Here is a 13,018-nt window from a genome sequence, read left to right as displayed (position 1 = left end):
TTTTAGTCGGATGTTGTTTTTACTGCAGGACAGTTTTCTTCCAAAAATTCAAAAATACTACTGTAATAATTTTCAGGTTCGTAGACACTTGAAGATAAATGTGGTGCTTTAGCAACAATGAGACCTTTTTGTATCCCCTGAGTTGCCGCTAAATTTTCTTCAAACATTGTCATTGGAACAAAGCGATCACCTGTACCGTGAATAAAGAATGTGGGCAACGTATTTTTGTGTAATTGTCTCACGGAAGAAGCGGTTTTCAATTGAAAGCCATAGTTATTTAATGCTAATTGATTAGCAATTGTTAAAATAGGAAAAGCGGGTAAATGAAAAGATTCATGTAGGACGTATTTAAATTCATCATAAACAGAAGTGTAGCCACAATCCACTATTAATCCGCGGACATTCGTTGGTAACTTTTCACCACTTGCCATCATGACAGTAGCCGCTCCCATGGAACCGCCCACTAAAATAATTTCTGCTTCCATATCAATGGCAAGAACTTCACTAATCCAACTTAATAAATCTAACCGATCCAGCCATCCCATCCCAATTTTATTCCCTGAACTTTTCCCGTGCGCACGCAAATCGGGAACTAAAACATTGTAGCCTTCTTCTGCAAAACGTAATGCAGTATATGCCATATCGCGTTTTCCGTTTGAACGATAACCATGCACACAAATCGCCCAACGATGGTTATCTGGATAAGGAATAAAGCACCGTGCATACAATGTTTCATCTTTAATTTTCAACCAACGATCTTCAGCAAAAGACTCTGTCCAAAAAGCTTCGCCTTCTTGTTTTTGTTGTTCTTCTATTTTAGTATATCTTGTTTCTCGTTCTTGAAAATTATCAGGATTTAATAACCGATGCCCTTTTTTATGATACCAAGGATTGTCTTTAAGCAACGCGATTTTCAAAAAATAATTGGCAATGTAAACAGAAAAAACAACGCCAATCATTGCAAAAATGATCAGTAACCCGAGGAGCCATTTCATCTGCAAATCACACCCTCTTCTAAAGTATTTCCTTCTTCATTTAATATACTATGGATTTTTCATTTCTGAAAGAAATCACCCTTACATTTTGTTATTTTTTGAAAAAAAGCAGCCGTCTCAAAAAGAGGCGGCTACTTTTAATCTATCAACAATCCAACGTTGTCATATCTTCATATGTCTCACGGCGAGCAACTAATTTTGCTTGTCCATCTTCGACAAAAACCACCGCTGGTCGAGGATTTCGGTTGTAATTACTTGCCATTGAATAACCGTAAGCCCCCGTACTACTAATGGCCAATAAATCCCCTGCTTTAACTTCTGGCAATAAAATATCTCGAAGTAAGACATCTCCTGATTCGCAATATTTACCAACCACTGTGACTTTCTTGACTGAATCATGCCCCTCACGATTCGCTAGAAATCCATCATAAACCGCTTGATACAAAGCAGGCCGTATATTATCACCCATGCCACCATCTACGGAAACAAAATGACGAACACCAGGAACCTCTTTTTGCGCGCCAACTGTATATATCGTTGTGCCCGCTTCGGCAATTAAACTGCGGCCTGGTTCAATCCAAAGCTCAGGCAGTGGATACCCTAATTGTTCACAATGACCTTTCAAGGAATAAACAATTTTTTCAACAAATGTTGCTGGTGCTAATGGCTCATCTTGCTGCGTGTACTGCACACCAAAACCACCACCCATATTTAAAACACGTGCTGTAAATTGATGGACTTGCCGCCAGTCTTCTAAAATAGTGAACATTTTTTCAACAGCAGCTAAAAAGCCTTCCACAGCAAAAATTTGCGAGCCAATATGGCAATGGACCCCTTGTACATCAAAAGAGGGGTTTGATAAAAGACGAACGAGTGCTTCTGTTGCCTGGCCACTTGCAACATCAAAACCAAATTTTGAATCTTCTTGGCCTGTCAAAATGTAATCATGTGTTTCTGCATCCACGCCAGGACTCACCCGAAAAAGAACTTTTTGTGTTTGGTTTCGTGTAGCTAATAATTCTTCCAACAAGTCAATTTCGTAAAAATTATCAATGACAATTGTACCTATTTTGTTATCCAAAGCATAACGTAATTCTTCAGGGGTTTTATTATTTCCATGGAACTCAATTTCCGCTGGCTCCATGCCCCCTTTTAAAGCTGTGAATAGTTCTCCACCAGAGACAACATCACAAGCAATATCTTCTTCCTTTAACACTTGATAAATAGCTAAACAACTAAATGCTTTACTTGCATAAACCACTTTATTTTTGATACCTAATTGATTTAACGTTTGTTTAAAACCACGTGCCTGCGCGCGAATATGAGCGACATCATAGACAAATAACGGCGTCCCGAATTTTTGCGCCAACTTTACGGTGTCACAACCACCGATTTCTAAATGATTTTCCCGATTCATTTTTGCTGTACCAAATAACATGTTTTCCCGCCCCTTCATTTTGTTTTATTAAAAATCATAGCATAAAACCCAGTAGCTTCCTATAATTTTCCACATTTTTCTCTGACTTTCTCCTGTTGCTTTTTTTCGCCAAATAGCCTACAATAATTGGCATACGAATAAAAAACCTTTATTATCAAGACTTTAATCTTTTAAATAAAAATTGGTATATACGAAAAAGAAAGAAGGCAGATGACTTGGCTACACTGAACCGCGATCAACAAATTGAAGAAATTATTAATTTGGAAGCAATTTTGAATTTACCGAAAGGAACAGAACATTTTGTCAGTGATTTACATGGTGAATTTGAAGCTTTTGACCATATTTTAAGAAATGGTTCTGGGCGAATTCGAGAAAAAGTTCAATTTTTATTTAAACAAGAATTAAATGCCCATCAGATGGACGAGCTTTGTTTTATTATCTACTATCCAGAAGAAAAATTAACCCTTTTAGAAAATGAAAGCGCCCTCTCTTATGAATGGTGGCTATTAACGATTCGCCGTCTGGTTGAAATCGTCCGTTCTTCTTCGATGAAGTACACACGTTCTAAAGTTCGCAAAGCCCTTCCTGAAACCTATGGGTATATTCTCGAAGAATTGATTTATCAATATGATGAAACAACAACCAAAAACGGTTACTATCAACAAATTATTGAAAAAATTATTTTACTAGGTGAAGCCAAACGTTTCGTGACAGAATTAGCTTATCTAATCCAACGTCTGATTATCGATCACCTACATGTTATTGGGGATATCTATGACCGGGGGCCAGCACCAGATAAAATTATGGACCGATTAATGTCCTATCACTCCTTGGATATTCAACTAGGCAATCATGATATGATTTGGCTGGCTGCTTATAGTGGTTCACTGGCTTGTTTAGCCAATGTAGTACGTATTTGTGCTCGCTATGGAAATTTAGATTTGTTAGAAGAACGTTATGCTATCGATTTAACCGCCTTAAAAAAATTTAGTTTAGAAACGTATAAAGAAAATCCTGCTTTTGCACCCAAGAAAAATCCCTATCGTGCGTTAACTGAAGCTGAAAAACAAGTAGCGATGCGTGTGCAACAAGCCATTGCCATTATTCAAGAAAAACTAGAAGGCCAAATTATTGGTCGACGCCCTGATTTTAACTTGGCACATCGGCTACGCTTAGATAAGATTCAAGGGGAAACTATTACTTTTGACGAATGTCGTTATACATTAATTAACAGCTGTTTCCAAACCGTTTCTGAAGAGCAGCCTTACCAATTAACACGTGAGGAAAAACAGATAATTGATGATTTATTAACGCAATTTCAGTCTTCACCGCGGTTAACAAAACACATGCGCTTTCTAATGGAAAAAGCTTCTCTTTACCTTGTGTATAATCAAAATTTATTGATTCATGGCTGTCTGCCTCTGAATGCGGACGGTACTTTTCAAGCTTACACATTTAAAGGCCACTCCTATTCAGGAAAAGCTTTAGTAGACTTCTTTCAGAAAATGTTAGAAGAAGCTTATGCTCAGCCTGCTAGTACAGATGACTATGCAACAGATTGTTTATGGTATCTTTGGTGTGGCGAAGGTTCCTCATTATTTGGCAAACGAGCTATGAAAACCTTTGAGCGTTATTTTCTCGCTGAAAAAGAAACACATTACGAAGAAAAGAATCCTTATTACTCTTTGCGTGATACGGTTGAAGTTTGTGAAAGAATCCTAGATGAATTTGAAGTGACTGGTGAAAATCGACATATCATTAATGGCCATACACCAGTTAAACGAACAAAAGGCGAATCGCCAATCAAAGCAAATGGCACGCTTCTCGTAATTGACGGCGGCTTTTCAAAATCTTATCAGACAATTACTGGAATTGCTGGTTATACATTGTTGTACAACTCGTTTGGTTTACAACTGACCGCGCATAAATCTTTTTCTAGTAAAGAAACAGCCATTTTAAATAATCAAGACATTCATTCCATCAAACAAGTCATCGATCGCCCCTTACAGCGGCTATTGGTGAAAGATACCACTATCGGCAAAGAGCTATTAAAGCAATCGCAAGCACTCCAAAAACAAATGAAACAAAACCAGTAGTGCCGTTAAAAAGACGCTTGCGCTCTTATCCGAAAAATGATTAAATGGAGGAGTTGAGAAAAATATCTATTAGAGAAACGGAAAGGGTTTTACATTGAAGAAACAGCAACTCTCACTTTACGGCACCATTTTCTTTCTTTGCTTTTTCCTAATTGTGGGCTTCTTCTTCTCAAGTCGTGGCGAAGATTATGCCAAAGAATCTGAACAAAAAGTTACAATTGATTCCGCCAAACATGAGAAGCATACGAAAGACAAGGAAGAAAATAATTCAGCAAATACAGTATTTTTTGATAAAATAAATGACCTGCTCGTCGCTTCTGTCAAAGAATTTGAAGGAATGGTCGGGATTAGTTATTTGGATTTGGAAACTGGCGAACAACGTTCCGTGAATGGCCAACATGAATTTTATACAGCTAGTACTATTAAAGTACCACTGACGATGCTAGTCGCCGACACGGTTGCTTCTGGTCAAAAAAAATGGACAGACCTGATTCCTTATAACGCTGAAGAAGATTATGAAGAAGGAACTGGGATCATTGCCTATAATATCCAACCAGAATATCCATTAAAAACGTTACAAGAATATGCCATCACCTATTCTGATAATATCGCTAAAAATATGCTCTATGATACATTGGGTGGTGATGCAAAAGCAAAACGAGAAATGTATCAGCGTTATTTGCACAAGACACCTTCGATTGAAGAGCCACAATTTTCTTCTGAAGATGCGCTTGTTATTCTACAAAAATTATATACTGAAAAAGCAACAAAACCAGATTACCAAACGATTTATGATTCTATGAAACAAAGTGTTTTCCATGAAAGAATGGAAACTCCCACAACTCAAGGAAAAGTTGCTCATAAAATTGGTTCCTATGATGAATTTATTCATGATATGGGGATTTTAGAAACACCTCATCCCTTTGCTTTAGCAATTTTTACTAAAGGACCTGATAATGCTAAGAGTGCTGCGTTTATTGCTTCAGTGACAGATAAGCTATGGCAATTACAGGTGTCTGAATATCCTAATGATAACCATTGATAATGAAAATAAAAGCATCTTTTTTTAATGACAACGCTCAATAAAAAAGATGCTTTTATTAGTAGTTATATTAATTAAAATATTTGTATTTCCCATAACCTTTTTAGCAATTATTTCTGAGTATTTTTTAACTCCAACGAACCTAATTCTTTTCCTGCTGCATCATCTTCATAAGAATTTCTAACGATTACTTTATACAATGACTTATGATCCAAACTACTTAAGTCAAAAGAAATGTTAATTGTAGCATCTTCCCCTTTATTAAAGCCACTACCAATTTGACGTGCAATAGGTATCTCAAGACCGTTTTTATAAACTGAAATTAGAATATCACGACTTTTTTTATTTTTTTCTGGATTTGGAACATCCATAATCAGCGTAGTTTGAAGCGCATCACTTTGGGCCTTAATATTTTTAATTTTTTTCACGTTTTTAATGCTAGGTATCGTTTCTTTCATAATGGATTGGTAAGGAATTTTAAACGTCCAATCGCCTTGATACTCTAATGCATTCTCAACACTAAAAGATCGGCTACTTGCTTTGATTGCTTCTTTTAATTCATTATCATGCTGTTCTTGATCTTCCCAAGCTAATCGGTAGATATGGAGCGTTAATTGATCTTGACTAACAAGTTTTTGCTTATTGAAAGTTGAAATCACTGAACCATAAAAAACATCCTTCTCGATTCTATATAACGATGTTGAACTTACACCCCCAAATAAATCTTCTTTGCTTCCTTCTCTAAATAACCCTAGTTGAATATCTTGAGAATAATTATTTCTAGCGATTTTTTTCTGTAATAACTCTTTTAATTTTTGATCTTTAATCTTAAATTGATAATCAAACGCCATTTTATTTTTTGTCGATACAAATTTTGTTAATACGATTTCTCGCTCATTTTGTACACTCCGCAATTCTAGTTTTGTTGGAACACCAGAAGATTCTACTGTTTGAACACCTGTATCTTGACTAATCCCCAATACCTCTTCTATGGCACGTCCAATGGGTGTTTTTACTATCAAAGTAAAAGTGGTAGCAATACTAATTAGCCCTATAATTAAATGTTTACGCGATATCTTTTTCTTTGGCTGTCTGTATTGTTTTATTTCTCCCATTAATATCTTAGTTCTTTGAATGTTTAAACGTTCCACTGTTTCTAAAGGCATCTTTTTTTCATATTTTAATATATCACTTCGTTTTCTATCCATTTACCATGTCTCCTTTAAATATGTCCTTAATTTTTTTCGACCACGAGAAAGACGAATTTTGATGGTATTTGTTGAAACATCAAGTTGCTGAGCGATTTCTTTTATACTAAAGCCAACATAATAGTACATAACTAGCGGAACGCGATAATTATCAGGTAATTTATGTAATCCTTTATCCAAATCATATAAATCATCAAAAGCAGGAACAGAAGAATAAGTATCCATCCAGTGAGTTGTTCTCTGCTTTTCTCTAAAAATATTTTGAACTTGGTTTAACATTATTTTAAAAATCCATGAATTAAACGCATGTTCATTTTTTAATGTTGTTATTTTTTCCCATGCACATAGTTCAGTTTCTTGTAAACAATCAGCAACGTCGACTTCGTTTAATAGCATTTTATATGCAGCATTGTATAAAACTGTTTCATATTTTTGACAAAGGTGAACAAATGCTTGTCCATCTCCTTTTTTTGCTTTCTGAACTAATTTTTTTGTTGAAATTTTATCCATAAAACACCTCTTTTCATTTAACTAACTATTAGACGTTAAGTATCTGTAAAAGGTTTCATATTTTTATAAAAAAAATATCTGGGACAAAAGTCATTTTGACTACTGTCCCAGATACTAAAATCCACAATGAGTAGCTGGCTACTTTACAGACAACAACTTCGTAAAACGTTCTGCCAACATTTGGTGGGCATCAATTTTTTTGGTTCCTTGTGCTTTTGCTGCAAAACTAGCAAAGTTTAAGCCGGCCCCAAATAGTTGTAACGCACCGTTGCCTAAATCTCCCTTTTTAAGAGCTTCAAGCCCATCTTCGATAAATTGGTTACTTTCATCTAAATGACACTCAGGAAGATATTTCACGCCGTGATGATATCGTTTTACATTCAGAATGATTTGCTTCGCGGCTTCTTCTGAAATAGCCGCTCCCAAGTTTAACAGTAGCTCATTGATTGGTTCCACCAAGCGAGCATAGTCACTTTCGTACTTTTGACAATTCAGTGCAATCGCTTTGCGGCGTTCTTCATTTTTCATTTTTTCCACTCCCTTTTTTATTAAAAACGAGCACGAAAGCTACCAACTGGCTTCGCACTCGTTCTTTCTAACCACTAATTTTCTTTGTTCATGCTTTTAATTTTAATTAGACGCGTAATTTCGCCACGTTCATTTTCTTCTAATTTCATTTGAATGTAGTAAATTGTTTCTTCTAATTGTGGAATCGTCATGTACTCTAAGGCGTTGACACGACGACGCGTTTTTTCAATTTCTTTTGATAATAATTGGCACGTCTTTTCAACATTTGCAAGTGCTAATAATTTCGGTAAAATGCTTGAAATTTTAGCAAAAGCTTGATCAAGCTCGCTGTTTGAATTCACGTAGCCATAATCTAAGGGTGCTTCTTGAACCGATTCATCGTAATCAAAAATCATTTTAGGAACTGGCACACTTAAGATGTTCTGTTCAATAATTTCTAATTCAACTTTTTCGGCTGGAATTGCCACTAACTCTTCAATAAAGGCTTCGTTCAACGTTGCGTTTGCCAATACAAAATTTGATAACGCATCCGTCACTTCTTGTTCAACCTGAATACGTAACTCATTGTTTTCTTTGACTAGCGCAATAAACCGTCGCATCAATTCATCTTGTTTGTCTTTCAGCAACTTATGACCTCTCGTGGCCGTAGTTAACTGTTTTTTCAATCGGGAAAGTTCCATACGGGTTGGATTAACATTTAATCGAGCCATTTTTCTACTTCCCTTCAGTTAAATATTGATCGAGCATATCCTCTTTAATTCGTTTTAGTTCTGTTCTCGGTAGCATACTTAATAGTTCCCACCCAAGATCTAACGTTTCTTCAATCGAACGGTTTGTATCGAATCCTTGATTGACATATTCTTCTTCAAAACGTTGGGCAAAAGCTGCGTAAATTTTATCGACATCGGAAAGAGCTGATTCTCCTAAAATGACAGCTAATTCTTTGGCTTGTTTCCCTTGTGCATAGGCTGAGAACAATTGATTCATCGTCGCTGCATGATCCCCGCGCGTTTTGCCTTCACCAGTTCCTTTGTCTTTAAGACGGGAAAGTGATGGCAAGACATCAATTGGTGGTTGGATACCGCTCTTATATAGTTCCCGGGACAAGATAATTTGCCCTTCTGTAATATAGCCAGTTAAATCGGGAATTGGATGTGTTTTATCCTCCTCTGGCATTGTTAAAATAGGAATCTGTGTTACGGAACCTTTTGAGCCACGAATTCGTCCTGCCCGTTCATACAACGTTGCTAAGTTCGTGTAAAGATAACCTGGGTAACCACGACGTCCTGGAACTTCACGGCGTGCTGCTGAAATTTCTCGCAACGCTTCGCAATAATTGGTCATATCCGTCATGATAACTAAGACATGCATGCCCTTTTCATAAGCTAAATATTCAGCGGCTGTCAAAGCCATTCTAGGCGTTGCAATCCGTTCAATGGCTGGATCATTCGCTAAGTTCATAAACAAGACTGAACGATCAATTGCGCCTGTTTGACGGAAATCTTCCATAAAATATTCCGCTTCTTCAAAGGTAATCCCAATGGCCGCAAAAACTACGGCAAATTCTTCTTCACTATTTAACACGTTGGCTTGTCTGGCAATTTGCGCCGCTAATTCTTTATGAGGTAAGCCAGATGCTGAAAAAACAGGTAATTTTTGACCACGAACTAAGGTATTTAAATGGTCAATCGCTGAAATCCCTGTTTGGATGAACTCATCGGGATAATCACGAGCGACTGGATTGATAACTTCGCCGTTAATATCTAATTTTTTCTCAGGTAATAATTCTGGTCCATTATCTTTTAAGCGACCTAAGCCGTCAAAAACGCGCCCCATCATATCTGGTGAAACCCCTAATTCTAAAGGATGTCCCAGAAAGCGAACTTTTGAATCACGAATATTGATGTTACTCGTTCCTTCAAAAATTTGGACCATCGCTTTATCTCCATTGATTTCTAAAACTTGCCCTTGGCGAATTTCGCCATTTTGCATGCGTACTTCAATTAATTCTTCGTACTTTACGCCTGCCACTTTTTCAACAATCATCAGAGGACCAACGACTTCATTGATTGTGCGATATTCTTTAATCATTCGTCATTCCTCCTTCAGCAATGATTTCTTTTATCGTTGTTTTAATTTCTGCTTGTAAACGATCCAATTTTTCTAATTCTTCTTCTGGTAAATACTTGCTACGAGCAATGCGATCACGGATTTCAACTGTTCCCGCCATTAACTCAGAGAAATAAGTGCCTAAACTTAAGGCTTTTTGACCTTCTTCACCAAAAGTTAGAATCAATTGCAACATTTTCGCTTGTTTGGTTCGAGAAGTGAACGTATCCACGTCATCAAAAGCATTTTGTTGCAAATAGTCTTCCCGTAATGATTTGGCTGTTTCCAACGTTAAACGGTCTTTATCCGACAAGGAATCAATCCCAACCAAGCGAACAATTTCTTCCAGTTGAGATTCCTCTTGTAAAATCCGCATCCCTTCAGCTACCATAGCGGCCCAGTTTCCTTGCAATTCCAAGTCTAAATATTGCCCTACTTCTGTGGAGTAAAGAGAATAACTTTGCAACCAGTTAATAGAAGGAAAATGACGTTTTTGTGCTAATTGAGAATCTAAGCCCCAGAATACTTTAACAACGCGTAACGTATTTTGGGTGACAGGTTCTGATATGTCCCCACCAGATGGCGAAACCGCACTAATCGCTGTAATGCTTCCTTCACGATGATCTTTTCCTAACGCGATGACTTGTCCTGCTCGTTCATAATATTCAGCTAAGCGGCTACCTAAATAGGCTGGATAGCCTTCATCACCAGGCATTTCTTCTAATCGGCCACTCATTTCTCGTAACGCTTCTGCCCAACGAGAAGTAGAATCCGCCATAATTGCGACTGAGTAACCCATATCACGGAAATATTCTGCAATGGTAATCCCTGTATAAATCGAGGCTTCCCGTGCCGCCACCGGCATATTTGACGTATTCGCAATTAAAATCGTCCGATTCATCAAAGACTCACCAGTTGTTGGATCAATTAATTCTGGAAATTCATTTAAAACATCTGTCATTTCATTCCCGCGTTCCCCACAACCAACGTAAACGACTAAGTCGACATCGGCCCACTTAGCAATTTGGTGCTGAACGACTGTTTTTCCAGCGCCAAATGGTCCTGGAACTGCTGCCGCTCCGCCTTTCGTAATTGGGAAAAAGGTATCAATTACGCGTTGTCCGGTCACCATCGGTACTTTGGGACTTAGTTTTTCTAAAATGGGACGTCCCCGCCGAACGGGCCATTTTTGCATCATGCTAAAACTTTCCGTTCCTTTAGCCGTTTTCACTGAGTAAACTGTTTCATCAATGGCAAAGTCACCTGCTTTAATTTCGACAATCGTTCCTGAAACGCCGAAAGGCACCATAATTTTATGTTGAATAATCGGTGTTTCTTGAACCACACCGACGATGTCACCTGCCGACACTTCTTCACCAACTGCCACAGTCGGTTCAAACGTCCATTTTTTCTCACGATCTAATGCATCAATTTTAACGCCACGGCCTAAAAAGTTACTGTGGGTTACTTCTTGAAATGTATCCAATGGTCGTTGAATACCATCAAACATTTCGGCAATTAAACCTGGGGCTAATTCAACAGATAATGGTTCTCCTGTTGAAATAACTGGTTCTCCTGGTCCAATGCCTGTTGTTTCTTCATATACTTGAATCGAAGCGACGTCGCCTCGCATTTCAATAATCTCTCCGATAACGCCTAAATCTCCCACATGACAAATGTCTTGGATACTAGCATCTGACATGTTTTCAGCTAAAATCAAAGGACCTGAAACTTTGACAATTTTTCCAATTTGCACGCTCATTCTCCTTTGCATTATAAAATATTTTGTCCAATTGCTTTTTCAACATTTTTTTCAATCTCACTTAAACCGATTCCGATTGTACCATTATGACTTGGGATTAAAATAATCGCTGGTGTCACTTGTTCTTTGTATCGTTCAATCGTTTCTTCTGCTAAAGTAGAGGCTTCTTCCGTTATGAAAATGACCCCAAACTTATTTTTTGCCATAGTTTCAATGGCTTCTCTAACTTGCATTTCTGAAATGGCATGATGGACCTCAAAGCCAAACAGTTTAAATGGTAAGATTGAATTTTTGTCTCCAATGACACCAATTTTATACCCCATTGACTTTTCGCATCCTTTCTCGAATTTTTTCATTTGAAAACCCACTATGTTTTCCGACCAAAATTAAACGCAAATTTTTCCATTCAACTTCTTTCGCATTCAAAAAGGCTAGTAATGGGAGCGGCCCAAAAGCAACCGTTCGACCGTTTTCATACATTGAGGTCAGGTAATCATCTTTGAGTTTTTCAAAAGCCAATAAATTTAATTCATTGGTTTCTTTATTGATAATCTTTTCTAATAGTTGTCCGTAATTCGTTGTTCTGACAAATGCTGTAAATTCTACAAGTGACTTTTCCGCATAGGTCAACAGTTCTTTCTTTGAGAGACTGCCAGCGCTAGAAAGCACGGTTGATAAAAAGTTACTGTTTTGATGTTGAACAATCCCTCTAGCCATCGTTGATAGATTGGTTAAATCAATAAAAGCGATGACTTCCTTCGTTAACTCTTCATACCCCAATTCATCCGCTAATTTTCGCTGTTGCTGTAAAAATGCTCGATCATAAAGGATATCAATTGCTTGCGGCAAACCGCCTTCTTCCAGATAGGCAAAAACATCACGGATCACTTCTAATAATGCTGGTTCAAGTTCGGAAGAGTTTTTTGTATGAATGGCACTTTTGACTGTGTTTAGAGAATAACGACCATCTTCTAAATAAAGATAATCAAAATCTTTACCTGTTCGCTCAGCTTTCGTCAAAATTTTCAAGTTATGGAAGGTAAAACGCATCGTATACAACGTTACTACAGCTGGTTCTGGAGCCATTTCATATAACCAGCGATAAAGACTTCCCAGCGCTTCAGAAGAATGGTAGTCAAATTTTTCTTCAAAAGTTTCGGTTAAATAAGGTTGATAAACCGTACTTTTTAACATATTTTTAACGTCTTCAACTGTTTCCGCTTCTAAAAGTTGTTGAAACTGTTGCTCAGAAAGCAGCTCCGTTTCTTTTAAACGAATCAGCGGATTAATTTGATGATACGTTGGTTTTCTCATGCTACGTCCTCCCTTC

12 protein-coding genes are annotated in these 13,018 nt (G+C 37.4%); 2 read left to right on the top strand and 10 right to left on the bottom strand.

Annotated features, from left to right (window positions below; all coding sequences use genetic code 11):
* Positions 1 to 2: 2 nt before the first annotated feature.
* Together IGJ03_RS05880 and lysA are read right to left on the bottom strand one after the other, a co-directional pair.
* Positions 3 to 995, bottom strand: a complete 993-nt coding sequence (locus tag IGJ03_RS05880; protein WP_002390614.1) for an alpha/beta hydrolase — start codon at positions 993 to 995, stop codon at positions 3 to 5.
* Positions 996 to 1,140: 145 nt separating this feature from the next.
* On the bottom strand, positions 1,141 to 2,451 hold the full coding sequence (gene lysA / locus IGJ03_RS05875) for a diaminopimelate decarboxylase (protein WP_002360386.1): 1,311 nt from the start codon (positions 2,449 to 2,451) through the stop codon (positions 1,141 to 1,143).
* A 197-nt stretch (positions 2,452 to 2,648) separates the two neighbouring features.
* Here lysA and IGJ03_RS05870 point away from each other — a divergent pair, with 197 nt between their 5' ends.
* Complete coding sequence (locus IGJ03_RS05870) at positions 2,649 to 4,529, top strand: fructose-1,6-bisphosphatase (RefSeq protein WP_086280626.1); 1,881 nt, start codon at positions 2,649 to 2,651, stop codon at positions 4,527 to 4,529.
* A gap of 154 nt (positions 4,530 to 4,683) precedes the next feature.
* On the top strand, positions 4,684 to 5,571 hold the full coding sequence (locus IGJ03_RS05865) for a serine hydrolase (RefSeq protein WP_375804664.1): 888 nt from the start codon (positions 4,684 to 4,686) through the stop codon (positions 5,569 to 5,571).
* Positions 5,572 to 5,681: 110 nt separating this feature from the next.
* Here IGJ03_RS05865 and IGJ03_RS05860 read toward each other — a convergent pair whose 3' ends face one another.
* The 8 genes from IGJ03_RS05860 to IGJ03_RS05825 form a co-directional block, all read right to left on the bottom strand.
* A complete protein-coding gene (locus IGJ03_RS05860; RefSeq protein ID WP_375804663.1) occupies positions 5,682 to 6,779 on the bottom strand; it encodes a hypothetical protein in 1,098 nt (365 codons plus the stop codon).
* On the bottom strand, positions 6,780 to 7,289 hold the full coding sequence (locus IGJ03_RS05855; protein ID WP_002378304.1) for an RNA polymerase sigma factor: 510 nt from the start codon (positions 7,287 to 7,289) through the stop codon (positions 6,780 to 6,782).
* Between the two features lie 138 nt (positions 7,290 to 7,427).
* Complete coding sequence (locus tag IGJ03_RS05850) at positions 7,428 to 7,817, bottom strand: hypothetical protein (RefSeq protein WP_002357671.1); 390 nt, start codon at positions 7,815 to 7,817, stop codon at positions 7,428 to 7,430.
* 74 nt (positions 7,818 to 7,891) lie between these two features.
* On the bottom strand, positions 7,892 to 8,527 hold the full coding sequence (locus IGJ03_RS05845) for a V-type ATP synthase subunit D (RefSeq protein ID WP_002357673.1): 636 nt from the start codon (positions 8,525 to 8,527) through the stop codon (positions 7,892 to 7,894).
* 4 nt (positions 8,528 to 8,531) lie between these two features.
* Positions 8,532 to 9,908, bottom strand: coding sequence for a V-type ATP synthase subunit B (locus tag IGJ03_RS05840; RefSeq protein ID WP_002357674.1), 1,377 nt, complete (start codon positions 9,906 to 9,908; stop codon positions 8,532 to 8,534).
* Complete coding sequence (locus tag IGJ03_RS05835; protein ID WP_002377495.1) at positions 9,901 to 11,682, bottom strand: V-type ATP synthase subunit A; 1,782 nt, start codon at positions 11,680 to 11,682, stop codon at positions 9,901 to 9,903. The genes IGJ03_RS05840 and IGJ03_RS05835 overlap by 8 nt, the downstream gene beginning before the upstream one ends.
* 17 nt (positions 11,683 to 11,699) lie before the next feature.
* Complete coding sequence (locus IGJ03_RS05830) at positions 11,700 to 12,011, bottom strand: V-type ATP synthase subunit F (RefSeq protein WP_002357676.1); 312 nt, start codon at positions 12,009 to 12,011, stop codon at positions 11,700 to 11,702.
* The gene (locus IGJ03_RS05825; protein ID WP_002363908.1) at positions 12,001 to 13,002 is read right to left on the bottom strand and encodes a V-type ATPase subunit; all 1,002 of its coding nucleotides are present in this window, start codon (positions 13,000 to 13,002) and stop codon (positions 12,001 to 12,003) included. The genes IGJ03_RS05830 and IGJ03_RS05825 overlap by 11 nt, the downstream gene beginning before the upstream one ends.
* Between the last annotated feature and the right edge of the window lie 16 nt (positions 13,003 to 13,018).

It is taken from the genome of Enterococcus sp. DIV1315a (assembly GCF_051712325.1).
Classification (GTDB): Bacteria; Bacillota; Bacilli; order Lactobacillales; family Enterococcaceae; genus Enterococcus; species Enterococcus faecalis.
The sequence above is the reverse complement of the archived record's forward strand: the minus strand, read 5'-3'. Positions and strand labels throughout refer to the sequence as shown.